This window comes from Mycobacterium sp. NGS50 (assembly GCF_059812545.1).
The window spans coordinates 44721-68215 of record NZ_JCALCW010000006.1; the positions used below are offsets into that span (position 1 = coordinate 44721).

The 23495-nt window shown below is 68.2% G+C and carries 19 protein-coding genes and 1 pseudogene; 8 read left to right on the forward strand and 12 right to left on the reverse strand.

Annotated features, from left to right (window positions below; all coding sequences use genetic code 11):
• Window positions 1–10 precede the first annotated feature (10 nt).
• The 5 genes from AC5Y36_RS06165 to AC5Y36_RS06185 form a co-directional block, all read right to left on the reverse strand.
• Window positions 11–298, reverse strand: a complete 288-nt coding sequence (locus AC5Y36_RS06165) for a PE domain-containing protein (RefSeq protein WP_500039986.1) — start codon at window positions 296–298, stop codon at window positions 11–13.
• Window positions 299–309: 11 nt separating this feature from the next.
• Window positions 310–1701, reverse strand: coding sequence for a hypothetical protein (locus tag AC5Y36_RS06170; protein WP_500039987.1), 1392 nt, complete (start codon window positions 1699–1701; stop codon window positions 310–312).
• Between the two features lie 6 nt (window positions 1702–1707).
• The gene (locus AC5Y36_RS06175; protein ID WP_500039988.1) at window positions 1708–2079 is read right to left on the reverse strand and encodes a hypothetical protein; all 372 of its coding nucleotides are present in this window, start codon (window positions 2077–2079) and stop codon (window positions 1708–1710) included.
• Window positions 2080–2198: 119 nt separating this feature from the next.
• Complete coding sequence (locus AC5Y36_RS06180; RefSeq protein ID WP_500039989.1) at window positions 2199–2564, reverse strand: YbaB/EbfC family nucleoid-associated protein; 366 nt, start codon at window positions 2562–2564, stop codon at window positions 2199–2201.
• On the reverse strand, window positions 2561–2941 hold the full coding sequence (locus tag AC5Y36_RS06185) for a hypothetical protein (RefSeq protein WP_500039990.1): 381 nt from the start codon (window positions 2939–2941) through the stop codon (window positions 2561–2563). The genes AC5Y36_RS06180 and AC5Y36_RS06185 overlap by 4 nt, the downstream gene beginning before the upstream one ends.
• A gap of 94 nt (window positions 2942–3035) precedes the next feature.
• On the opposite strand from AC5Y36_RS06185, the gene eccA reads away from it, so the two are divergent.
• Window positions 3036–4853, forward strand: coding sequence for a type VII secretion AAA-ATPase EccA (gene eccA, locus AC5Y36_RS06190; RefSeq protein ID WP_500039991.1), 1818 nt, complete (start codon window positions 3036–3038; stop codon window positions 4851–4853).
• 208 nt (window positions 4854–5061) lie between these two features.
• Window positions 5062–6210 (forward strand): annotated as a pseudogene (locus tag AC5Y36_RS06195) (MinD/ParA family ATP-binding protein); the annotation flags it as partial.
• An 8-nt stretch (window positions 6211–6218) separates the two neighbouring features.
• On the opposite strand, the gene AC5Y36_RS06200 reads toward AC5Y36_RS06195, so the two are convergent.
• From AC5Y36_RS06200 to AC5Y36_RS06215, 4 genes are all read right to left on the reverse strand, one after another.
• Window positions 6219–7139 carry a putative endonuclease domain-containing protein gene (locus AC5Y36_RS06200; protein ID WP_500039992.1) on the reverse strand — a complete coding sequence of 307 codons (921 nt, stop codon included), beginning with the start codon at window positions 7137–7139 and terminating at the stop codon, window positions 6219–6221.
• A gap of 118 nt (window positions 7140–7257) precedes the next feature.
• Window positions 7258–8322 carry an FHA domain-containing protein gene (locus AC5Y36_RS06205; protein WP_500039993.1) on the reverse strand — a complete coding sequence of 355 codons (1065 nt, stop codon included), beginning with the start codon at window positions 8320–8322 and terminating at the stop codon, window positions 7258–7260.
• A gap of 37 nt (window positions 8323–8359) precedes the next feature.
• Window positions 8360–9448, reverse strand: coding sequence for a MinD/ParA family ATP-binding protein (locus AC5Y36_RS06210; protein ID WP_500039994.1), 1089 nt, complete (start codon window positions 9446–9448; stop codon window positions 8360–8362).
• 77 nt (window positions 9449–9525) lie between these two features.
• Window positions 9526–9921 carry a nuclear transport factor 2 family protein gene (locus tag AC5Y36_RS06215; RefSeq protein ID WP_500039995.1) on the reverse strand — a complete coding sequence of 132 codons (396 nt, stop codon included), beginning with the start codon at window positions 9919–9921 and terminating at the stop codon, window positions 9526–9528.
• A gap of 271 nt (window positions 9922–10192) precedes the next feature.
• On the opposite strand from AC5Y36_RS06215, the gene AC5Y36_RS06220 reads away from it, so the two are divergent.
• The 3 genes from AC5Y36_RS06220 to AC5Y36_RS06230 all read left to right on the forward strand — a co-directional run bounded on the left by AC5Y36_RS06220 (window position 10193) and on the right by AC5Y36_RS06230 (window position 17179).
• Complete coding sequence (locus tag AC5Y36_RS06220; RefSeq protein ID WP_500039996.1) at window positions 10193–10504, forward strand: WhiB family transcriptional regulator; 312 nt, start codon at window positions 10193–10195, stop codon at window positions 10502–10504.
• Window positions 10505–11142: 638 nt separating this feature from the next.
• Complete coding sequence (gene gltB, locus AC5Y36_RS06225) at window positions 11143–15720, forward strand: glutamate synthase large subunit (RefSeq protein WP_500039997.1); 4578 nt, start codon at window positions 11143–11145, stop codon at window positions 15718–15720.
• On the forward strand, window positions 15713–17179 hold the full coding sequence (locus AC5Y36_RS06230; protein WP_500039998.1) for a glutamate synthase subunit beta: 1467 nt from the start codon (window positions 15713–15715) through the stop codon (window positions 17177–17179). The genes gltB and AC5Y36_RS06230 overlap by 8 nt, the downstream gene beginning before the upstream one ends.
• A 418-nt stretch (window positions 17180–17597) precedes the next feature.
• Here the strand turns inward: AC5Y36_RS06230 and AC5Y36_RS06235 are convergent, their stop codons facing one another.
• Window positions 17598–18443 carry an LLM class F420-dependent oxidoreductase gene (locus tag AC5Y36_RS06235; RefSeq protein WP_500039999.1) on the reverse strand — a complete coding sequence of 282 codons (846 nt, stop codon included), beginning with the start codon at window positions 18441–18443 and terminating at the stop codon, window positions 17598–17600.
• A gap of 138 nt (window positions 18444–18581) precedes the next feature.
• Here AC5Y36_RS06235 and AC5Y36_RS06240 point away from each other — a divergent pair, with 138 nt between their 5' ends.
• Together AC5Y36_RS06240 and AC5Y36_RS06245 are read left to right on the forward strand one after the other, a co-directional pair.
• Window positions 18582–19586 carry a PHP domain-containing protein gene (locus AC5Y36_RS06240; protein WP_500040000.1) on the forward strand — a complete coding sequence of 335 codons (1005 nt, stop codon included), beginning with the start codon at window positions 18582–18584 and terminating at the stop codon, window positions 19584–19586.
• Window positions 19587–19607: 21 nt separating this feature from the next.
• On the forward strand, window positions 19608–20039 hold the full coding sequence (locus AC5Y36_RS06245; RefSeq protein ID WP_500040001.1) for a hypothetical protein: 432 nt from the start codon (window positions 19608–19610) through the stop codon (window positions 20037–20039).
• A 1-nt stretch (window position 20040) separates the two neighbouring features.
• Here AC5Y36_RS06245 and dinB read toward each other — a convergent pair whose 3' ends face one another.
• Together dinB and AC5Y36_RS06255 are read right to left on the reverse strand one after the other, a co-directional pair.
• On the reverse strand, window positions 20041–21240 hold the full coding sequence (gene dinB, locus AC5Y36_RS06250) for a DNA polymerase IV (protein ID WP_500040002.1): 1200 nt from the start codon (window positions 21238–21240) through the stop codon (window positions 20041–20043).
• A 24-nt stretch (window positions 21241–21264) separates the two neighbouring features.
• Complete coding sequence (locus AC5Y36_RS06255; RefSeq protein WP_500040003.1) at window positions 21265–21897, reverse strand: TetR/AcrR family transcriptional regulator; 633 nt, start codon at window positions 21895–21897, stop codon at window positions 21265–21267.
• Between the two features lie 76 nt (window positions 21898–21973).
• Here AC5Y36_RS06255 and AC5Y36_RS06260 point away from each other — a divergent pair, with 76 nt between their 5' ends.
• Window positions 21974–23446 (forward strand): flavin-containing monooxygenase, encoded by a 1473-nt coding sequence (locus AC5Y36_RS06260; RefSeq protein WP_500040004.1) that lies wholly within the window; start codon window positions 21974–21976, stop codon window positions 23444–23446.
• Window positions 23447–23495: the final 49 nt, after the last annotated feature.

Genomic DNA, 23495 nt, shown 5'->3' on the forward strand with positions numbered 1-23495 from the left:
TTCTGAAACCTCAGGCCAGGTCCTGCTTTTCGATCTGCCCGGAGTGACCGCGCAGTGTCGCGGCGACTTCGTGCATTTCGGTGACGCCGGCGTCGGAGGCCTTGGTGAACAGCGCGTGCACCTCGTTGGCCGTCTTCGTAACGCGCTGCGACACCTCGTCGTTGCCGGAGGCCACCACAGTCAGGTTGGGCCGCTCGGTCTCCATCACCTTGTGCACTCGGTCGGCAAGCTCGTCGAGTTGTTTGGTGACGTCATTGACCTCACCGGGCTGGATCCTCAGACCATCGTTGTCGGCCATGTCAGTGCTCCTTAGATTCGTAGTTCAACGTCGGGGTTGTCGCTGTTGGGGTCGGCCTCCCCGATCACGGCCGGGGCGACGCTGCCCAGATCGCCGACGATTTCACCGCCCTGATCGGTGGTGTGCAGGAACGACGCAGAGGTGTGGGCGCCGCTGCTCGCGCCGGCACCGGCCTTACCGGCACCGGCTCCCATCATGCCCGCACCGCCCATGCCCGCACCGCCCATACCGGCACCGCCGGCCACGGCCGCCCGCACTGCCGACCCCTGGTTCTGCACCGCCGCAGTCTCGTTCTGCAGCATCGGCGATGCCGCGAGCGCCCGGGAGGCCGGTGTAGCCGCCGGTCCGCCGCCACCGCCGGATCCGCCGCCGCCCATCTTGGGAGCTGCACTGGCCAGACGCGCGGCACCCATGCCGGTGCCGGCCGCCGCGGCCGCCGGTGCACCATGCGCCCCCGCCTGGGCCAGCTGCGAAACCAGCTGCGTACCCGCCTGGGTGGCCATCTGGGTGCCTTGGGTCAGCGCCTGCATGCCCATCATCATCGGCATCATCGCGCTCTGCAGCGCCGGCCCGGCCATGCTGGTGGCCATCTGCAGCATCGGGGCGATCATGCTGGACGCGGCCTGCGGTGCCCCGGTGACGGCCTGCGGTGCGCCGATGCCGGCCGTCGCGCCGGCCTGCGCCGTCAGCTCCGACAACAACTCGCTGATCAGCTCGGTGCCGCGGGCGGTGTGCTCTCCGGCGGTCTCGCCCATCGCCGGTCCGGTCCACGGCAAACCGGCGCTCATGGCGTCGAGTCGTTCGTGCAGTTCGGTGATCAGCTGGATCATCCGGGCATACCCCTGCTGGGCGGTGGCCCCTGCCGCGGTTCCCTGGGTACCGAGTGCGCTGCCCTGTGCAGCGACCCCGGCGCCATTCAACAACGTCTCCCCGGTCTTCCCGAAAGTGCCGGCAGCGCCAGAGCCCATCCAGCCGCCGCCCTGCTGACCCATCTGCCCCATCAGCCCCTGCAGCGATTGGGCGCCCTGCTGAAACGCCTGCATGACCGGCTGGAACATCTGCTGGGGGTTCATGCCCTGAAAGATGCCGTTACCCAGCATCCCGAGCATGCCGACCAACGGGCTCATCAGGCCGGCGATCATGCCGGCGCCGCCGCCCATCGGGTTTCCCGCGGCCGCTGCCGCCGGGTCGTGGTGTTCCGGCTCGCGCGGGTCTAGGCCCAGTTCGCGCAGGATGTCCTGGGTCGGCTTGTTCAGCCAGTCCTTGAGGCTATGCTCGACGGCGTTGATGTGCGGCGCAGGGTCGAAAACGATGCCGCCGGGAGCCGGCGAAGCGGCTTGTGGCGGTGCGAGCGCCGCGGCCTGGCTGGGCGGCTGCGGCGCGCCGGGCTCGGTGGCGGCCATGGGCGGCTATACGTCGACGCTGGGCGCGTCGCCCGCGGGAGCGCTTCCGCCGCCGCTGAATTGGCCGCCCTGCGAGCTACCGCCGCCCCCGATGGCCTGGTCGACGTTGGTGTACCCGGCCTGCGCGGCTTCGGTGGACACACCCAACATCCCGTGGTTGACCGCCGTCAGCATGCCGCTGGTGACATTGTTCCCGGTGGCTTCGAAAAAGGCCGGGATCATGTTCGCCACCCCGATCGGCCCCAGCGCCGTCGAGAAACTCGCCAATTGCGCCGGGGTGATCAGCGAAAACGCGCTGGTGATTCCCGCGGACGCCGCTTGCTGCGCGGCAGTCATGGCGCTCATGGCTCCCGGCACCATCGCAAAATCTTCAGCCATTTCTTCCTCCGATAACGGGGCCGCAAATGCGGTGAACCTCTGGTGTAGCTACTATAACGACCCTTACGGACCGCCTAACACGGAAATTTTGACTGATCAGCGGGACGCTTGGCAAAACTTCAGCCGTCGGCCGGTTCCCCGCGGATGAAGGTACTGCCATCCCAACAGGTCAGTGGCGTTTTCTGCAGCTCCTGCATGCGGGCGTTGTATTCGCTGAACAGGTAGTTCTGCCGCTCCAGGGCCGTTCGGGCGGCCACCTGGGCGGTCTCGACGATCAGTTTCGCCAGCGCATCGGCACCCAGCTTGGTGGCCTGCGGGTTCAACCACAATCCGGTCAGCGCACCGCTGGCGTCGACTTCCGCACTCACCGACTGGTCGCGGCTGGTCACCCGCACCGAGATGGCGTTGCAGTGCTCGCTGAGCGCCTGCATCAGATCCCGTTGCTTGCGCGCCACCTCGAGGAGCGATTCCGCCAGGCTGGTCATACCGACCTCATCCAGCTGGCCGGCAACTGGTCGTCGTCGCCGCGCAACTCTTCCTCGGCCTTCACCAAGTCGTCTTCGGTCGCCAGCTTCATATCGCTGATCAGCTCCGGGCTGCGTCCCTCGTCCATCAACGCGCGCCGGTGCGCGACCTGGGCCCGCATCGCCGACAGCCGGCACAACGCCAGGATCTCGCCGGCGAGCTGCTGCGGTGATTTCTTCAGTTCACGCGGATCGATCTTGAGCGCGGTTGGCAGACCTCGTTCGGTGGTGGCGACCGCGATGCTGCCGCTCGGTGAGCGCGCCGTGCCCTGGTGTGCGCCCGCAGGCAACGGGCGAAATCCCGAGCCTGGTTCCGGCGTAACGTTGCGGTGTGCCACGACATTAAAATTAGTACACTGCCGTGGGCCGCGCGATCACTAATCAACCGCGGTTCGGCGGCCGCATCGCCGACGTAGTGAGGAACACCAACACATGACGAGTGCCAGGGATGCTCAGCGGGTTTTCGACGCTGGCGTGTTGTCGCTGGGGATTCCCGTCGACGGGTTGGAGACCGACCGCGACGTGCAGTACGCGGCGCTGGCGTTCAAGCGGGCCACCGAATACGACCCGGAGATGGCGGACGCCTGGCTTGGTCGCGCGGCCGCCGGGGACACCGGCCCCGAGGTGCTCTATCACCTGTACCGCACCAGCAAGGCCAACCTGAACCGCGAACAGCGTCGCCTCGGACTGCCCCGCGGGGTGCTCAGCGGGCGATTCCAGACCGGGCTGTACCTGGACTACACCCTGAGCACCTTGACCGAGGCGTGGCTGGCCTACGCCGTCAGCATGATCCAGGGCACCGACTACGACGAAGCCGAGAAGGTGCTCGACGAGCTCGACACCATGCGCCGCGCCATGCCGGACGGTGATTCGGCCTCGACCGAGATCTGCGCCTACATCCGGGCGGTGCTGCACTTCACCACCCAGCGCTGGCCGGATGTGTTGACCGCGCTGGCCAGTTCGGCATCGTTCACCGACGAGTACATCTCCGCCGGCGCCCATCTGATGGTGGGTTCGGCCTGCGCGCAGATGGGGCTGTTCGGGGAGGGGATCCGTCGCCTCGACCAGGCCATCGAGGGGCCGATCCCGGCCGCGCGGCGGGCCGCGGAATTCTGCAAGGGGCTGACGCTGCGCGAGATGGGCAAGGAACCCGAAGCGCGCGTCATCTTCGAACGGATTTACTCCGAAGAACCGGGATTCGAGGCCAACGCGGCCGCCCTGCACGACCCGAAATACCGCCTTATCGTTACGACCAAAGAGATTATCGATTCGCGCACCAACAAATGGGATCCCAACAGCGCTCCTACCCCAGGAGACATGGGTGCCGACGAGTTGGCCGAGCGCGGCAACGAATACCTGCGGGCAGCACAGGCCGAACTCGACCGCCAGATCGGTTTGGCCGACGTCAAGCTGCAGGTCGCCAAGCTGACGTCAGCGGCCAAGCTGGCCAAGGTCCGCGGCGACAAGGGCCTCAACGCCGCGTCACGCAGCCTGCACCTGGTGTTCACCGGTCCCCCCGGAACCGGCAAGACCACCATCGCCCGCGTCGTCGCGCAGACCTACTGCGGGCTGGGGCTGCTGAAAACCCCGGCGGTGGTCGAGGCCAAGCGCAGCGATTTCGTCGGCGAGCACCTCGGTAGCACCGCGATCAAGACCAACGCGCTGATCGATTCGGCGATGGACGGGGTGCTGTTCATCGACGAGGCCTACACCCTGGTCCAGACCGGGTTGTCCGGCGGGGACGCCTTCGGCCGTGAGGCGGTGGACACCCTGCTGGCCCGGATGGAAAACGACCGCGACCGCCTGGTCGTCATCATCGCCGGGTACGACGCCGAGATCGACCGTTTCCTGGCCTCCAACGAGGGGTTGGCGTCCCGGTTCACCAAGCGGGTCCGGTTCAGCTCCTATGACCCGACCGAGCTGGGCGACATCGGCCGGTTGATCGCCACCTCGCGGGACTCCGACCTGTCCGAGGGCGCGCACGACGAACTGGTCGCCGCCTGCCGAACCCTCTACGACGGTGAGTCGACGGATGCATCCGGCCAGGCGCGGCGCAACATCGACCTGGCCGGCAACGGGCGCTTCGTCCGCAATGTGATCGAGTCCGCCGAGGAGGAACGCGAGTATCGGCTCAGTGAGGACCATGGTGCTGACGTCGCAGACTTGGACGAAAACGTCTTGATGCGCATCGAACCCTCCGACATGCGGGCGGCACTGAAGAACGTGCTCGGCATGTTGAGCCGGACCTGAGGCTGTGACCGGGCCTGAGGAACGCCGGTCTTCGCCTGATCTAGGACTGGCGATCACCGACGTCGACACCACGCCGATCCCCGTCCTGCGGCATCTGGCGCCACCCGCGCAGAACTCGGGGCCGACGACGGGAGCGCATGCCGCGCCGTCCCCCGAGCCGAAGACCGCGCCCACCACCGGACCACAGCCGACGTCGGCGCCCGTGCCGGCCCCCGGAGCGCACGCGGTGCCGGCTCCCGTCCCGCCGCCGCCGATGCCTCCGGCCGCCGGCCCACCCACCAACCCACCGCGGCCGGCCCCGCCTCCCGGGCCCCCCGGGCCGCCCCCGCAGCGGCCCAACCAGGCGCCGGGGCCGTCCATGTATCCGCCGATCGCGACACCGTTCACCAATGCCACACCCGGCGGTTCGGCCCCCTACCCGGGCGCCCGGCCGATGCCTTCGCACAGCGAGCTCGGCCTGATCCGGCGCACCAAGCAGCCGCCGCAGGCTGGCTGGCGCAAGGTCGTGCACCGCGTCACCGGGATCAACCCGGGCGAATCCGACAAGGAGAACACCCAGCGACGGCTGGTGGAGCGGGTGAATCAGCCCGTCCACGGCGACTACAGCATCGCGCTGCTGTCGATGAAGGGCGGTGTCGGCAAGACCACGACGACGGTCGGCTTGGGCTCCACGTTCGCCGCGATCCGCGGTGACCGGGTGATCGCCGTCGACGCCAATCCCGACTTCGGCACACTCTCCCAACGCGGCCCCGACCAAAGTCGTTCCACCGTCCGGGATCTGCTGCTCGACGAGGGAATCTTCCGCTACTCCGACATCCGCAGGCATACCTCACAGAACTCCAGCCGCCTGGAAATCCTTGCTTCCGAGCGGGATCCGGCCACCTCGGAGTCGTTCTCCGAAGCCGACTACCGCGTCGTGATCCGGCTGCTCCAGCGGTTCTACAACATCATCCTGACCGACTGCGGCACCGGCCTGGTCCATTCGGCGATGGCCGGCGTGCTCGACGAGGCCGACGCGATCGTGCTGGTGGCGTCCCCGGCCATCGACTCCGCCCGCAGCGGTCTGGCGACGCTGGATTGGTTGGCACACCACGGATATGCGCATCTGATCCCGGGGGCGACGGTTGTGGTCAGTGCGGCCCGGCCCGGTCAGATGTCGGTGGATATCGACATGCTGGGCAAGCAGTTTCTGGCCCGCGTCCGCGCCGTGCACATCCTGCCGTTCGATGACCATCTGGCCCAGGGCTCCGAGGTCGTGCTCGACCTGCTCGGCTGGAAGACCCGCCAGGCATTCCTCGAACTGGCGGCGACGATCGCCGACGGATTCTCCGTCACCAAGCGCTCCGAACGCGGTTGACCCGGTTTTTAGGCCCATCGCCGGTCTAGCGCCGAGATCGACGCTGGCGCGAAGAATCGTGAGAGGTCTGCACGCTGGCGTCGATCTGGGTGCCATCCGCGATCGGTGAGGGCGTAATAGGCCCGGGCGACGATCTCCTTGCGGCGGTGTTCGGACACCACCCGAAGCACAGTCCAGCCCTGCTGGTGGGCCGCGGCAACCTTGGTGATGTCTCGGACGAATCGAGGGCGATTGGTGAAGTGGTATTCCCCGTCGTATTCCGCGGCGACCCGAAAGTCCTCCCAACCCATGTCGAAGACGCCTTCCAAAGCCCCGTCGCAGAACAGCGGGATCTGAGTGGTCGGCGTGGGCAAGCCGGCGTCGATGAACAGCAACCGCAACCAGGTTTCCTTCGGGGACTCCGCACCCCCATCGACCGAGGGAAGCGCGCTCCGGAGCCGGCGGAGCCCGCGGGTACCGTGGTGGCGTTTGGCCAACAGGTGTACGTCTTCACAGGCGAACGGTGCGGCCCGCATGAGCGCGTCGAGACGTGCCACCGCCTGCCCACGTGGGTAATGGCGGCCCAAGTCGAATGCGGTACGAGCCACCGTGGTGACCGGCAGCCGCTCGACCTGAATCACCTCATCTGGGGCAAGAGTTTCGTTGCGCACCACCAGACCGGGATGTGGCCGGGCATTGGGCGCGACGACTTCGATGGGGATCTCGGCGTCGACCCAGCGTGCTCCATGAAGGGCCGACGCTGCGGCCCCGGCGATCACCGCCCGCCGGCCCGACCACAACCAAGCCCCGACGGTGCGGTCCTGAAGCGACGGCTCGCGCCGCCTCGGCACGTAGACATCACGGAAGATCGGTCGATACCAGCGCCGCAGTTGATGCCCGGTCAGAGTTTTGGCTGCGAGCGCCTCGCTGCCAAGGAATACCTCCCCCATGCGGGGATGATGCGCGGTCCAGCCGCGGCATGCACTTCAGGTCGCCGAGATCGACGCCACCGCGGGAAAATTCGAGTGCGGGCCGCGCTACCGTCGATCTCGCGGCAAAGACGCTAAATCAGCTGAGCTCAGCAACCAGCGCCGCGATGCGCGACGCGTCGGCGTCGGCAACCGACTGCTCGGCCTCCACCGCGGCGATCAGCTCGGGCGCCACCCCCGCCGCGCTGGCCATCTCCGGCACCGACAACTCAGCGCGGCGCCGGGCGGTGTAGAGCCGCTGGCCCAGCGTCGCACCGGGTGCCGAGGCCGCGCGTCCCATCAACTCGTCGTAGCGGCGGCGAACCGCGCTGAGCGACAATGCCAATCCAGGGGTCCCCTGGGTGCGGCGTGCGGCGCGCGCCACCACGTCCTCCAGCTCACGCAGGTCAGCCAGAATCACCGAGATGCGCTCGGAGAACTCCGGCGACTCGGCTTCCGGCAGGGCATCCACCGCGGCGGCAAAGGTTTTCATCGCCACCTCGGCAGCGTCGATGATCAGCGACGCCTGGCCCTCGTCGGTCACCGGGGCGGTCTGCATACCGGGAACGGACCCGCCGTTGCGGATCAGCTCGATGGTTCCCGTCGGCCACTGCAGCACTTCCTCGAGCTTGGCACGGGTCCGCTCCCGCGGCCAGCTGCGGCCCTTCTCGAAGGAGATCAGCGCACCCGCGTTGATGATCTTGTACTTGGCCAGGTTGCGCTGGGTGATGTCGAGTTCGCGGCGCCGGGATGCGGCGGCCTCACCGGCCCGGATCAGCCCCGGGTCGATGTCGCTGTCCAGGGTGTCTTCGACATCCCGAAGGGGCCGAACGACTTCGGTGATCTCGGAGTCGTCCTCGTAGCTGAAGTCGAGGTAGGTGCCGTCGGGGCTGCCCACGTACAGCCGCAATCCGTCGCGAATCTCTACCGCGTCGCGTCGGTCGCCGTGAACATAGATGCCGTTGAGGCTGCCGTTGTCGACGGCGAACCAGCGACCGCCGCGCGATTCCAGTCGGACGTGCGCACGCGAAATCCGCGGGTCGGCGACATGCACATCGGCCTGATCGCCGCGGCCCACCACCACGACCTCCCGCTCGGGGGCAAGCGCGTACACCCTGTCCTCGCACCGCACCAGCAAGGTGTGCGGGACCCCGAATTCACTCATCGCCCGTCACTCTATCGGCCCCCCATCAGCTTCCGGATCACGATTCTTCGGTGCCGCCCGGGTTGCGCGGACGGCCCGGCCGGGAGGCGAAGAACTGCGACACGATCGCCGCGATCTGCAGGAACTTGCGCCGCGTCGCCGGCTGCATCTCGCCGTCGATGTCGATGACCCCGCCCGGGCGCAGGTGCGGATCGAAGGGCACCTCGACCACCGCCTGGCGGTGGCGCAGGAACTGTTGCGCCAGCATGGCCCGGGTGCGCTTGTCGGCGTGCCCGTCGGAGTCGTTGAGCACCACCACGCTGCGCTGCAGCAGGTCGGTTTGGCCGCGTTCGGCCAGCCATTCCATCGTCTTGGCGGCGGCCGAGGCCCCGTCGGCCCACGGCGATGACACCACGATCAGCGCATCCAGGTCGCGCAGCGCCTCCTGGGTCACCGGCGAGTCCATCGTCGAACCGCAGTCGATGATCGACAGGGTGAAGTGCCGGTCCAGCCGCAGGGCGGCCTCCCGGTACAGCGCGGCGTCCAGCACCCGGCGCCGGCCCGACGCCGGCTCCCCGGCCAGCACGTAGAGCCCGACCGGGTTGTTGCCGACGCGGGCGGTGATGTCGGCGAACGACTGCAGGTTCTTGTCGGTGGCCAGATCCCAGTACGAGCTGGCCGCATCGGGATCGATTCGGCTGGCCAGCCGCCCGAACGCGGTGTCGGCGTCGACGGCGACCACCCGGTCAGCGCGCCGCAGCTGGGCGAAGATCGATCCGACGCTGGCGGCGACGCTGGTCTTACCGACCCCGCCCTTGCCCAGCACCCCGACCTTGTAGTGGCCGCGAAAGCCCAACGCGATGGTGGCCTGGTACTCGGCTTCCTGCCGTTCGGCAGGCGACAAACCCAGGTTGACCAGTCCGAACGTCGCCCGAAGCACGGCCAGCCGCCATCCCCGCGTGGGCTGCGGGCGCGGCAGGGGGCCACTGGGGACCGGCCTGATGTCGCCGTAGGCCCACGGATCGGTCGTCGACCCTTCCGCGTGCACCTGCTGCAGCGGGGGATAGAACGGTTGACCCGGGGGTGCGGGCGGCGGGGGTGCACCGGATCCCATCCGGTCTCGCAGGAAGCTGTCGCGCGGGTCCATGAGCTCCTCGATGATCGGTTGCGTCCCCCCCAGTATCGACTACTCAATATGCACGGAAGGCGCGGCCACCAGCGGACTCAGGTATCCAGCCGCTCGGATGCCCAGTACTCGCGCAGGCCGGCGATCCGGTTGCCGTCGAATTCCAGGATGGCGACCTCCAGCATCCGCTTGCGATGGCCCTGCACCACGTCGTCGAACCGCGCTTCCCACTCGGCGATCGCGGTGTCGCCGTCGACGTAGAGGCTGAGCAACTCGGCCTGGATATCGGCCTGTCCGGCGACGACCTTGCGCTGCCAGTACTCCCGGATGCCGGCCCGGCCGCGGATCGGTTCGCCCAACACACGCTCGTGGTAGGTGGCGGCGGGTGTGAAGATGCTGACGATCAGATCGGGATCCTGGGTCATCCACGCGCGCAGATAGATATCGACAACGGCGCGCACCTCGTCGCGCGTCACGCCCCGGGCCACGCTCATCAGCGCATCCTAGATGCGCAGGCGAAATCGGACTCACGCTACGGTTTTTCCGCGGCACCGTGGTGCACCGGAGACCACCCGCTCGCCGCCGCGCCGAGAAATGAAAGACCAGCTAAACATCCGTAAAACAGGCCGTCTTTTTACAACCTCCATTTGCGCATCCACCGCGGATGGCACAGGATATTGGAGTGGCGGGGGGTCGCCACGTTGCGCTGCTTCAGTTTTAGTGCTACGTTTTGACGCATAGATCGCGACCCTGGAAGGAAACGCCATGACCAGCCCCTCGCCTGAGCCCCGCAGCCTCGACGAAATCGTTGGCGCATGCGCGAATGATCCCGACCGCTGGATGACGGCCACCGACGACGCCACCAAGGCGATCTGCCGCGGCTGCCCCCGGCGCTGGTTGTGCGCACGGGACGCGTGCGAGACCCCGGGCGCCGAAGGCATGTGGGCCGGGATCGTGATCCCCGAAGCCGGCCGCGGCCGCACATTCGCGCTGCGCCAGCTCGGATCGCTCGCCGAGCGGGGCGGCTATCCGGTGCGCGCCAAGCGTCGGCGCCCGATCGCCCTGGTGGCCGACTAGCGCCACCGGGGCGCCCGCAGCGGGAACCGGGCGCCATGACTGGCGGTTCTACCGCCGTCGAGGGGTTGCCATGGCCCCGGACCCGCGCAAACACTCGCCCAAGCAACCACTCCGCCTCAGCCGACTCAGCCGCCTCACCAATCGCCCGCAGCGTGCTTTATCCACGTCGTGGCGTGACCGACATCACGTTGTGTGGCCCAGCTGTAAAGTCCACCGACGTCACGGCGACGAGTTGAGAAGTTCGACAGCAAACTCTCCGACCGCCTTGCCAGCGTCGGCGGTCCAGCACCGCAACCCCAAACGCACCCCGTCCCGCGAACAAAACCGCAGGCCCGCGCCCTGATCGCGGCATTGCCGGTACGATGGGCGACATAACTCCGCCGGCCCCGCCGTTGCCTGGTGGGTGACAATCAAGTTGGCATGTCAGCGGGGTTTTGTCATATCGTTTTAAGGCTTGTCGCGACCGGCAACAACGGTCCACCGTTCAGCGCTGCACGGCCGTATCGCCGACCGGTCCATCGTCACCGGCGAAACGACAAGCCGACAAGACCGAAGCAGCCCAGCTCGCTGCCACCAGGCGCGGTGCTGAGGAACTTCGGAATGCCGCGCAGACAGTCTTGCTGAAGGGTCAGGTGGGAATGCCCAGCCAGGTCGGGCTTTATAACCCCGCGTTCGAACACGATGCGTGCGGTGTGGCCATGGTCGTCGACATGCACGGCCGCCGCAGCCGCGACATCGTGGAGAAGGCCATCACCGCACTGGTCAACCTCGAGCATCGAGGCGCCCAGGGCGCCGAGCCGCACACCGGCGACGGCGCGGGGGTGCTGATCCAGGTTCCTGACGAGTTCCTCCGTCAGGTGGTGGACTTCGAGCTGCCTCCGCAAGGCGAGTACGCCACCGGTATCGCGTTCCTGCCGCAGTCGTCCAAGGACGCCGGCACGGCCTGCAGCGAGGTGGAGAAGATCGTCGAGGCCGAGGGCCTGCGGGTGCTGGGCTGGCGCGCGGTGCCGATCGACGACTCGTCGCTGGGTGCGCTGGCCCGCGACGCGATGCCCACCTTCCGTCAGCTGTTCATCGGCGGCGCCACCGGTATGGACCTGGAGCGTCGCGCGTATGTGGTCCGCAAGCGGGCCGAGCACGAGCTGGGCACCAAGGGCCCGGGCGCCGACGGTCCCGGCCGCGAGACCGTCTACTTCCCGAGCCTGTCCGGCCAGACGTTCGTCTACAAGGGCATGCTGACCACCCCGCAGCTCAAGGCGTTCTACCTGGACCTGCAGGACGAGCGGATGACCAGCGCGCTGGGCATCGTGCACTCACGCTTCTCCACCAACACCTTCCCGTCGTGGCCGCTGGCGCACCCGTTCCGGCGGATCGCCCACAACGGTGAGATCAACACCGTCACCGGCAACGAGAACTGGATGCGGGCCCGTGAGTCGCTGATCAAGACCGATCTGTTCGGGCCCAACGGCTTCGAGAAGCTCACCCCGATCTGCACGCCGGGCGCCTCGGACACCGCCCGCTTCGATGAGGTGCTCGAGCTGCTGCACCTCGGCGGGCGCAGCCTGGCGCACGCGGTGCTGATGATGATCCCCGAGGCGTGGGAACGCCACGAGTCGATGGACCCGGCGCGGCGGGCGTTCTACGAGTACCACGACTCGCTGATGGAGCCGTGGGACGGCCCGGCGTCGATGACGTTCACCGACGGCACGGTGGTGGGCGCGGTGCTGGACCGCAACGGCCTGCGTCCGTCCCGGATCTGGGTCACCGACGACGGCCTGGTGGTGATGGCCTCCGAGGCCGGCGTGCTGGACCTGGACCCGTCCACCGTGGTGCGCCGCATGCGGCTGCAGCCCGGCAGGATGTTCCTGGTCGACACCGCGGCCGGCCGCATCGTCTCCGATGAGGAGATCAAGGCCGAACTGGCTGCCGAGCAACCCTACGAAGAGTGGGTGCAGCGGGGCCTGATCCCCATCGACAAGCTGCCGGAGGGCAACTACGCCCGGATGTCGCACCACCGGATCGTGCTGCGGCAGCTGATCTTCGGCTACACCTACGAGGAGCTCAACCTGCTGGTGGCGCCGATGGCGCGCGCCGGCGCGGAGCCGATCGGCTCGATGGGCACCGACACCCCGATCGCGGTGCTGTCGGCGCGGCCCCGGATGCTGTTCGACTACTTCCAGCAGCTGTTCGCCCAGGTGACCAACCCGCCGCTGGACGCGATCCGCGAAGAGGTGGTCACCAGCCTGCAGGGGGCGGTCGGGCCCGAGGGTGACCTGCTCAACCCCGACGAGAGTTCCTGCCACCAGATCGTGCTGTCGCAGCCGATCCTGCGTAACCACGAGCTGGCCAAACTCGTCGACCTCGACCCCGAGGTCGAGATCAACGGCCGCCGCGTCGGTCTGCACGCCGAGGTGATCCGCTGCCTGTACCCGGTCGCCGAGGGCGGCGCCGGCCTCAAGACGGCCCTGGACGATGTCCGCGCGCGGACCTCGGCGGCGATCGCCGACGGCGCCCGCATCATCATCCTGTCCGACCGCGAGTCCGACGAGACGATGGCTCCCATCCCGTCGCTGCTGGCCGTCGCGGCGGTGCACCACCACTTGGTGCGCGAACGCACCCGCACCAAGGTCGGGCTGATCGTCGAGTCCGGGGACGCCCGCGAAGTGCACCACATGGCCATGCTGATCGGCTGCGGTGCGGCGGCGATCAACCCCTACATGGCGTTCGAGTCGATCGAGGACATGCTCGACCGCGGCGTCATCGAGGGTCTAGACGCCGAGAAGGCGGTGCAGAACTACGTCAAGGCCGCCGGTAAGGGCGTGCTGAAGGTGATGTCCAAGATGGGCATCTCGACGCGGGCGTCCTACGCCGGCGCTCAGCTGTTCCAGCCGATCGGTGTCTCCCAGGACCTGCTCGACGAATACTTCACCGGGCTGTCCTGCCCGATCGGCGGCATCACACTCGACGACATCGCCGCCGATGTCGCCAGCCGGCACACCCTGGCCTTCCTGGATCGCCCGGACGAGCGCGCCCATCGCGAGCTCGAGGTGGGCGGGGAGTACCAGTGGCGCCGTGAGGGCGAATACCACCTGTTCAACCCGGAAACCGTCTTCAAGCTGCAGCATTCGACCCGCACCGGGCAGTACTCGATCTTCAAGGAGTACACCAAGCTGGTCGACGACCAGAGCGAGCGGATGGCGTCGCTGCGCGGCCTGCTCAAGTTCCGGCAAGGGCTGCGGCCGCCGGTGCCGTTGGAGGAGGTCGAGCCGGCCAGCGAGATCGTCAAGCGGTTCGCCACCGGCGCGATGAGCTACGGCTCGATCTCGGCCGAGGCGCACGAGACGTTGGCGATCGCGATGAACCGGTTGGGCGGCCGGTCCAACTCCGGTGAGGGCGGCGAGCACGTCAGCCGGTTCGAGCCGGACGCCAACGGCGACTGGCGGCGCAGCTCGATCAAGCAGGTCGCGTCGGCCCGGTTCGGTGTCACCAGCCACTACCTGACCAACTGCACCGACATCCAGATCAAGATGGCCCAGGGCGCCAAGCCTGGTGAGGGCGGCCAACTTCCCGGTCACAAGGTGTATCCGTGGGTGGCCGAGGTGCGCCACTCGACCCCGGGGGTCGGGCTGATCTCGCCGCCGCCGCACCACGACATCTACTCCATCGAGGATCTCGCGCAGCTGATCCACGACCTGAAGAACGCCAACCCGGCGGCGCGCATCCACGTCAAGCTGGTTGCCGAGAACGGGGTGGGGACCGTGGCGGCTGGTGTTTCTAAAGCACACGCCGACGTGGTGCTGATCTCCGGGCACGACGGCGGTACCGGGGCGACCCCGCTGACCTCGCAGAAGCACGCCGGCGCGCCCTGGGAGCTGGGCCTGGCTGAGACACAGCAGACGTTGCTGCTCAACGGACTTCGCGACCGTATCGTCGTGCAGGTGGACGGCCAGCTCAAGACCGGCCGCGATGTCATGATTGCGGCCCTGCTGGGCGGGGAGGAATTCGGTTTCGCCACCGCGCCGCTGGTGGTCACCGGTTGCATCATGATGCGCGTCTGCCACCTGGATACCTGCCCGGTGGGGGTGGCCACCCAGAACCCGGTGCTGCGCGAGCGGTTCACCGGCAAGCCCGAGTTCGTGGAGAACTTCTTCCTGTTCATCGCCGAAGAGGTCCGGGAACTGTTGGCCGAGCTCGGTTTCCGCACCCTGAACGAGGCCGTCGGCCAGGTCGGCGCGCTGGACACCACCCTGGCCCGCGCCCACTGGAAGGCCCACAAGCTGGACCTGACGCCGGTGTTGCACGAGCCGGAGTCGGCGTTCATGAACCAGGACCTGTACTGCAGCTCGCGTCAGGACCACGGCCTGGACAAGGCGCTGGACCAGCAGCTGATCGCGATGAGCCGTGAGGCGCTGGATTCGGGCACCCCGGTGCGGTTCTCGACCAGCATCTCCAACGTCAACCGCACCGTCGGCACCATGCTCGGTCACGAGGTCACCAAAGCCTATGGCGGGCAGGGGCTGCCGGACGGCACCATCGACATCACCTTCGACGGGTCGGCGGGCAACAGCTTCGGCGCGTTCCTGCCCCGGGGCATCACGCTGCGGGTCTACGGCGACGCCAACGACTATGTCGGCAAGGGGCTGTCCGGCGGGCGGGTCGTGGTGCGCCCGTCGGAGAACGCCCCGGCGGATTATGTCGCGGAGCAGAACATCATCGGCGGCAACGTCATCCTGTTCGGCGCCACCAGCGGTGAGGCCTACCTGCGCGGGGTGGTCGGCGAGCGGTTCGCGGTCCGTAACTCCGGGGCGCACGCGGTGGTCGAAGGCGTGGGCGACCACGGCTGCGAGTACATGACCGGGGGCAAGGTCGTCATCCTGGGCTCGACCGGGCGAAACTTCGCGGCCGGTATGTCCGGCGGGGTCGCCTATGTCTACGACCCCGACGGCATGCTGCCGACCAACCTCAACACCGAGATGGTGGACCTCGACGAGTTCGACGAGGACGACCTGACCTGGCTGCACGGCGCGGTGCAGGCCCATGCGGACGCCACCGATTCCGCGGTGGCGCAGCGCATCCTGGCGGACTGGCCGAGCGAGCAACGCAACTTCGCCAAGGTCATGCCGCGCGACTACAAGCAGGTGCTGCAGGCGATCGCGGCGGCTGAGAAGGCGGGAGCCGATGTGAACGAGGCGATCATGGCGGCCGCACATGGCTGACCCGAGAGGCTTTCTGACCTACACCAAGCGCGAGCTGCCCAAGCGGCGGCCGGTGGAGCTGCGGCTGCTCGACTGGAACGAGGTCTACGAGGCGTTCCCGCATTCGACCCTGCAGCAGCAGGCCACCCGCTGCATGGACTGCGGGATTCCGTTCTGCCACAACGGCTGCCCGCTGGGCAACCTGATCCCGGAGTGGAACGACCTGGTCCGTACCGGTCGCTGGCGCGACGCCATCGAGCGGCTGCACGCCACCAACAACTTCCCGGACTTCACCGGGCGGCTGTGCCCGGCGCCGTGCGAGGCGTCCTGCGTGCTGGGGATCAACCAGGATCCGGTCACCATCAAGCAGGTCGAGTACGAGATCATCGAGAACGCTTTCGACCAGGGCTGGATCGTGCCGCTGCCGCCGGAGAAGTCGACCGGTAAGACCGTCGCGGTGGTCGGCTCCGGGCCGGCCGGTCTGGCCGCCGCCCAGCAGCTGACCCGAGCCGGGCACGCGGTGACGGTGTTCGAGCGCGCCGACCGCATCGGCGGCCTGCTGCGCTACGGCATCCCCGAATTCAAGATGGAGAAGCGCTTCATCGACCGCCGGCTGGAGCAGATGGAGGCCGAGGGCACCGTGTTCCGGCCCGGCGTCGACGTCGGCGTCGACATCACCGCTTCGCAGCTGCGCGCGGATTTCGACGCGGTGGTGCTGGCCGGCGGCGCGACCGCCTGGCGCGACCTGCCGATCCCGGGCCGCGACCTGGACGGTATCCATCAGGCGATGGAGTACCTGCCGTGGTCCAACCGGGTACAGCAGGGCGACGACGTGCTGGGGCCTGACGGCCAGCCGCCGATCACCGCCCACGGCAAGAAGGTCATCATCATCGGCGGCGGCGACACCGGCGCGGACTGCCTGGGCACCGCACATCGCCAGGGCGCGGCCAGCATTCACCAGTTCGAGATCATGCCGCGGCCGCCGGCCGAGCGTGCCGAGTCGACGCCGTGGCCGACCTACCCGCTGATGTTCCGGGTGTCCTCCGCCCACGAGGAGGGCGGCGAGCGGGTGTTCGCGGTCAACACCGAGGAGTTCGTCGGCAGCGACGGGCACGTCACCGGCCTGCGCGCGCACGAGGTGGTGATGCGTGAGGGCCGCTTCGAGAAGGTCGACGGCTCCCACTTCGAGCTGGACGCCGACCTGGTGTTGCTGGCGATGGGCTTCGTCGGACCCGAGAAGCCGGGCCTGCTCACCGATCTGGGCGTGGAGTTCACCGACCGCGGCAATGTGGCACGCAACGGCGACTTCGCCACCACGGTGCCCGGGGTCTTCGTCGCCGGTGACGCCGGCCGCGGCCAGTCGCTGATCGTGTGGGCGATTGCCGAGGGCCGCGCCGCCGCGGCGGGGGTGGACAAGTTCCTGATGGGTGAGACTGCGCTGCCGGTCGTCATCAAGCCCACCGACGCCCCGCAGCGCTAGCCCGCCCCCTCGCGCGAGCAGACGCAAATGTGCCCATTTTGGGCTCCAAATGGGCACATTTGCGTCTGCTCGGCGTAATCCCATGCACCACTTGCGCCTCACCAGAATCATCCGTTGATTCGTCGGCGCGTCACCTCATGTTTGCCAGCTGGCAGGTGTCTAATGTCCTGCGGGGGCACTACAGCAGCGTGGGGCCCGGTCCACCCCGACCGACCGCAGGAGTGTTCGTCGTGCACATCAACTCGATATCCCGGTCACGCATGGGACGTATCGCCTGGACACTGCTTCGGCATCCGATGAAAAGCCGCGGCTTTCCCGCCAAGCACGAGCGTCTGGTGACCCCGGACGACTTGATGCGCTTCGGGTTCTAGCCCGCCTCGACACCGCTCCCGCGGGTTTGCCAGCCGACCTTCCGCCGCTACCGCAGCCCCGACTCCCGGATCGCCTCGGCCAGCGGTTCCAGCACCGCCGGCGTGTGCGGCGTGGGCAGGTAGACGATTGCCAGATCCAGGCCTTCGGCGCCCAGTGCGGCGGCGTCGGCGACCACCTTCGCGTAATCGCGATCGTCGTCCAACCGGAGGTGGGCGGACAGCCTGATCTCCTTGGGGTCGCGCCCGATGTCGGCGCAGTGCGCGGCCAGCACGTCACGCTTGCGGGCGAACTCCTCCGGCGGGCCGCCGACGAAATTCCAGTGCTGCGCGTAGCGCGCGGTGATCTTCAGGGTGCGCTTCTCACCGCTGCCGCCGATGCAGATCGGCGGGTGCGGGCGCTGCGGGCCCTTGGGTTCGTTGCGGGCGTTCTTGAGCTGGTAGTAGGTGCCCTGGAAGGTTGTCGTCTCCTGGCTGAGCAGGCTGGTCAGCACCTGGCAGGCCTCCTCGAAGCGGTCGAAACGCTCACGGAGGCTTCCTAATTCGATGCCGTAGGCGCCGGACTCCTCCTCGTTCCAGCCCGCGCCGATACCCAGTTCCAGTCGTCCACCGGAGATGATGTCCAGTGCAGCAGCCATGTTCGCCAGCACGGCGGGGTGCCGGTAGTGCACGCCGGTGACCAGGGTGCCCAGCCGCAACCGGGTGGTGGCCTGCGCCAACGCGGTCAGCGTCGTCCAGCCCTCCAGGCAGGGCCCGGACGAGTCGCTGAAGATCGGATAGAAGTGGTCGAAGGTCCAGCCGGATTCGTAGACGTCGATGTCGTCGGCGGCCTGCCAGACCGCCAGCATGTCGGCCCAGGTGGTGTTCTGCGGGGAGGTTTTGAACGCGAATCGCACGTGATCGAGCCTAGCCCCCACCGACTGTGTGGTTTCATACGCGACTCGCCGCTCACGCCGGATGAAAGCGCACACTCGCCGAGGAGCTGGTTGCCAACCACTCGGCAGCGGTTCCGATCACCCGGCACACTGGGATGCATGGATCCGGTAGCCGCGCTGCGGCAGATCGCCTACTACAAGGACCGGGCCCGTGAGGACACGCGGCGGGTGATGGCCTACCGCAACGCCGCCGACGTCATCGAGGGCCTCGACGAAGCCGCCCGGCAGCGTCACGGCGACGCCAACAGTTGGCAGAGCCTGCCCGGTATCGGGCCGAAGACCGCCACCGTCATCGCCCAGGCGTGGGCGGGCCGCGAGCCCGACACCCTGGTGAAATTACGCGGTGCCGCAGCGGATCTGGGCGGCGGGGAGATCCGTGCCGCGCTGCGCGGGGATCTGCACCTGCATTCCAACTGGTCGGACGGCTCCGCGCCGATCGCGGAGATGATGGCGACCGCCGCCGCCCTGGGCCACGAGTACTGTGCGCTGACCGACCACTCGCCGCGGCTCACGATCGCCCACGGCCTGTCCGCTGAGCGGCTCCGCGAACAGCTCGACGTGATCGACGGGCTGCGGGAGCAGTTCGCGCCGATGCGGATTCTCACCGGCATCGAGGTCGACATCCTCGACGACGGCAGCCTGGACCAGGACCCGGACCTGCTGCAGCGGCTCGACATCGTGGTGGCCAGCGTGCACTCGAAGTTGTCGATGGATGCCGCGTCGATGACGCGACGGATGGTGCGGGCCGTATCCGACGGCCACGTCGACGTGCTGGGTCACTGCACCGGACGGCTGGTCACCGGCGGGCGCGGACAGCGACCGGAATCGAAGTTCGACGCGGAGAAGGTGTTCACCGCCTGCGTCGATCACGACACCGCGGTGGAGATCAACTGCCGCCCCGAGCGTCGTGACCCGCCGACGCGGCTGCTGCACCTGGCGCTGGAGATCGGCTGCGTGTTCAGCATCGACACCGACGCGCACGCGCCGGGCCAGCTGGACTTCCTGGGCTACGGCGCCCAGCGGGCCCTGGACGCCGACGTGCCGGTGGACCGGATCGTCAACAGCTGGCCGGTGGACCGGCTGCTGGCGTGGGCCGCGGCATAAGTCGGGTTACACTCGCACCTTGTGTGCGCGCACCTGGGTATCGACACGCTCATCACGCTGCTGGCCGCCGGACTGATCTTCCTGCTGGCCCTGGGCCTGGGGGTGTGGAAGTACCAGCAGATGGCCACCACCGCGAACCACCTGGCCCATCCCTATGTCGACATCGCCCACCGGGCCGCGCTGCTGTACTCCTTCGCCACCTTGCTGCTGGCGGCGTTCGTCGAACTCAGCGGCTGGCCGACCTGGGTCAACCTGACCGCGGCGATGGTCGTGGTGTTCTTCTTCGTCGCCGCCATCGCCAGCTACATCATCCACGGCGCATTGCGCGACACCACCAATCAGTTCGAGCACCCGGATTTCGGGCTGCACGCCAGCATGTTCCTGCTGATCGCCGGCGAAATGGGCGGATTCGCGGTGCTGCTCGCCGGGTTCGTCACGGCTCAATTCCTCTGATTCAGTCCGGCAGCCGCGGCACCTCCAGTCCCGGGTCGCGGCCCAGCAACACGCCGCGGGTCAGCGCCGCCGAGCCATAGCGCCGTCGCACCCGGTCGATCGCGTCGTCGACCGCGGGCCGCTCCCGGGTGTCGAACGGCAACTCCAGCTGCTGAGCACCGCCACGGTCGATATTCGATACCGCGAACCCGATCAGCGTCAGCCCACGCTCGGCGATCATCGGGGCGGCGACGGCGGCCTGGGCGCGGGCGGAGGCCAGGATCGGTGCCGTCGACGACGTCGCCGCGGGCAGGGTGTGCGCCCGGGTGGCCCGGCTGAAGTCGTCGAACCGCAGCCGCAGCACCACCGTCCGCCCGGTGCGCCCGGCCGCCCGCATCCGGCCGGTGATCCGGTCGATCAACCCGATCACCACGGCGTCGACCTCGCCGAGTGTCCGCGATCCGGCGCGCCCCAGCGCGCGCTGCGCGCCCACCGAATGGCGGTGCACCCCGGTGTGGACGCGGCGCCGGTCGATGTTGTGCGACAGCGCATACAACTGTCGGCCCATCGCGCCGCCCACCAGCGACGCCAGCATGGACTCGCTGAGCTCGGCCACCTGCCCGACGGTGTCGATGCCGTGCGCGCGCAGCTTCTGTTCGGTCACCGCACCCACGCCCCAGAGTCGGCGCACCGGCAGCGGGTGCAGGAACGCCAGCTCGTGATCGGGCGCCACCAGCAGCAGCCCGTCGGGTTTGGCCTGTTGACTGGCGACCTTGGCCAGGAACTTGGTCCGGGCGATCCCGACGCTGATCGGCAGGCCGACCCGGTCGCGCACCTGGGCGCGCAGCCGGGTCGCGATCTGCACCGGCTCCCCCGACACCCGGCGCAGCCCACTCACGTCGAGGAACGCCTCATCCACCGACAGCGGCTCGACCAGCGGCGTGGTGTCCCGGAACACCTCGAACACGGCGTCGCTGGCCTGCGTGTAGGCGGCCATCCTCGGCGGCACCACCAGGGCGTGCGGGCACAGCCGCCGCGCCTGGCTGCCGGCCATCGCGGTGCGGACCCCGAACGCCTTCGCCTCATAGCTGGCCGCCAGCACCACGCCCGCGCCGACGATGACGGGCCGGCCGCGCAACGCCGGATCGTCGCGCTGTTCGACGGACGCGTAGAAGGAGTCCAGGTCCGCGTGCAGGATGGTGGCCAAACCCGACACGAACATATGTTCGCATTCGGGTGTGACGGGTCAGGCCGGTTCGCCGTAGATGCTGGTGACCCAGATGTGCACCAGGGTGTCCAGCAGCCGCTCGGTGGGCACCGACGGGAGCTCGCCGCCGAACGAGGACAGCATCATCTTCTCGTTGAGCAGGTTCAGCGCGGCCGACAGTTCGTGGGCCGGCAGCGTCACCGGCGCCGCGCCGCGGGCGCGTTCGGCTTCGATCACCAGGGCGATGTGGCCGACCCACTTCTGCATGAACCGCGACCACAATTCGCGCAGGTCGGTGTTGGTGCGTGCGGCGTCGGCGGCCAGCGACACCGCGCGGTGTGCGCCGAACGTCTCGACGAACACGTTGATGCCGGTGCGCCACAGCGCCCTGATATCGGCCGGCGGGTCGGCGACCATGGCCTCCAGCGCGGAGTCGGCTTCGACGATCACCCGCTCGAACAGGGTGAGCAGGACCGCGTCTTTCGACCGGAAGTAGAAGTAGAAGGTCGGGCGCGACAAGCCGGCGCCCTTGGCCAGGTCGTCGACCGAGATCGCGGCCAGCGGGCGTTGCTCCAGTAGCCGTTCGGCGGTGGTCAGGATGGCCATTTCGCGGTCGTCGCCCGACGGACGCGTCGAACGCCGGCTCCGCGAGGTCCTGATAGCGGTGGTCATGGCCGCTACTTTACACGGTGTTGATGTTTTCGACAGTGTGTTGACTATCTCGACACCGCGTTGATAATCTGGCGTCATGACCGAACACCTCGACGTTGTCATCGTGGGCGCCGGTATCTCCGGCATCAGCGCCGCCTGGCACCTGCAGGACCGCTGCCCGACCAAGACCTACGCGATCCTGGAGCGCCGCGACGACCTCGGCGGCACCTGGGACCTGTTCCGCTACCCGGGCATCCGCTCCGACTCCGACATGTTCACGCTCGGCTTCCGGTTCAAGCCGTGGCGCTCGGCGAAGGCGATCGCCGACGGCGACTCGATCAAGCACTACATCCGCGAAGCCGCCACCGAGAACGGCATCGACCAGCACATCCGCTACCGCCAGCGGGTGGTCGCGGCCGACTGGTCCGACGCCGACAACCAGTGGACGCTGACCGTGGACCAGGGGGACGGGACCCAGACGACCCTCACCTGCGGGTTTCTGTTCGCCTGCAGCGGCTACTACAACTACGACGAGGGCTACTCGCCGGAGTTCCCGGGCTCCGATGACTTCGGCGGCACCATCGTGCACCCGCAGCACTGGCCGGAAGACCTGGACTACGCCGGCAAGAAGATCGTCGTCATCGGTTCCGGCGCCACCGCGGTGACGCTGATCCCGTCGCTGGTGAACACCGGCGCCGGCCACGTGACCATGCTGCAGCGGTCCCCGACCTACGTCGGGTCGCTGCCCCTGGTCGACCCGGTCGCCGAGCGGGCGAACAAGCTGCTGCCGGCGCACGCCGCACACGTGGTGAACCGGTGGAAGGCGATCGGCTTCTCCACGGCGCAGTACCAGCTGTCGCGCAAGTTCCCGAAGTACATGCGCAAGACGCTGCTGACGATGGCCAAGCACCGCCTGCCGGAGGGCTACGACGTCGAGAAGCACTTCGGCCCGAGCTACAAGCCGTGGGACCAGCGGTTGTGCCTGGCGCCGAATGGTGACCTGTTCCGCACCATCCGGCAGGGTAAGGCCGACGTCGTCACCGACACCATCGAGCGCTTCACCAAGACCGGCATCAAGCTGAACTCCGGCGCCGAGCTGGAAGCCGACATCATCATCACCGCAACCGGTTTGAACCTGCAGCTGTTCGGTGGTGCGGAGATCCGCCGTAACGGCCAGGCCGTCGAACTCAACGAAACCATGGCTTACAAGGGCATGATGCTGACCGGCATGCCGAACATGGCCTTCACCATCGGTTACACGAACGCGTCGTGGACGCTGAAGGCCGACCTGGTCTCGGAGTTCGTCTGCCGGGTGCTGAACTACATGGACGCCCACGGCTTCGACAACGTGGTGCCGAATCACCCCGGCAACTCCGTCGAGGAGCGGCCGCTGATGGAGTTCACCCCCGGTTACGTGCTGCGGGCGTTGGACTACCTGCCGAAGGCCGGGTCACGGACACCCTGGCGACTCAAGCAGAACTATCTGCTGGACCTGCAGTTGATCCGCCGCGGCAAGGTCGACGAGTCGGCGCTGCACTTCACCAAGCACCGCACGCCGGTCGCGGTGTAGCTCCCGCCCTTTCCCGGCGAGTGGCATTCTCACGACACCGTCACGGCAT

Bases quoted from the DNA above. Each gene is read 5' to 3' on its own strand.
- AC5Y36_RS06180 (WP_500039989.1), bottom strand. From the start codon at position 2,564: ATGACCAGCCTGGCGGAATCGCTCCTCGAGGTGGCGCGCAAGCAACGG.
- AC5Y36_RS06175 (WP_500039988.1), bottom strand. From the start codon at position 2,079: ATGGCTGAAGATTTTGCGATGGTGCCGGGAGCCATGAGCGCCATGACT.
- AC5Y36_RS06215 (WP_500039995.1), bottom strand. From the start codon at position 9,921: ATGAGCGTGGCCCGGGGCGTGACGCGCGACGAGGTGCGCGCCGTTGTC.
- AC5Y36_RS06170 (WP_500039987.1), bottom strand. From the start codon at position 1,701: ATGGCCGCCACCGAGCCCGGCGCGCCGCAGCCGCCCAGCCAGGCCGCG.
- AC5Y36_RS06230 (WP_500039998.1), top strand. From the start codon at position 15,713: ATGGCTGACCCGAGAGGCTTTCTGACCTACACCAAGCGCGAGCTGCCC.
- AC5Y36_RS06255 (WP_500040003.1), bottom strand. From the start codon at position 21,897: ATGACCACCGCTATCAGGACCTCGCGGAGCCGGCGTTCGACGCGTCCG.
- AC5Y36_RS06210 (WP_500039994.1), bottom strand. From the start codon at position 9,448: ATGGACCCGCGCGACAGCTTCCTGCGAGACCGGATGGGATCCGGTGCA.
- AC5Y36_RS06260 (WP_500040004.1), top strand. From the start codon at position 21,974: ATGACCGAACACCTCGACGTTGTCATCGTGGGCGCCGGTATCTCCGGC.
- AC5Y36_RS06205 (WP_500039993.1), bottom strand. From the start codon at position 8,322: ATGAGTGAATTCGGGGTCCCGCACACCTTGCTGGTGCGGTGCGAGGAC.
- AC5Y36_RS06165 (WP_500039986.1), bottom strand. From the start codon at position 298: ATGGCCGACAACGATGGTCTGAGGATCCAGCCCGGTGAGGTCAATGAC.
- AC5Y36_RS06220 (WP_500039996.1), top strand. From the start codon at position 10,193: ATGACCAGCCCCTCGCCTGAGCCCCGCAGCCTCGACGAAATCGTTGGC.
- AC5Y36_RS06240 (WP_500040000.1), top strand. From the start codon at position 18,582: ATGGATCCGGTAGCCGCGCTGCGGCAGATCGCCTACTACAAGGACCGG.
- dinB (WP_500040002.1), bottom strand. From the start codon at position 21,240: ATGTTCGTGTCGGGTTTGGCCACCATCCTGCACGCGGACCTGGACTCC.
- gltB (WP_500039997.1), top strand. From the start codon at position 11,143: ATGCCCAGCCAGGTCGGGCTTTATAACCCCGCGTTCGAACACGATGCG.
- eccA (WP_500039991.1), top strand. From the start codon at position 3,036: ATGACGAGTGCCAGGGATGCTCAGCGGGTTTTCGACGCTGGCGTGTTG.
- AC5Y36_RS06200 (WP_500039992.1), bottom strand. From the start codon at position 7,139: ATGGGGGAGGTATTCCTTGGCAGCGAGGCGCTCGCAGCCAAAACTCTG.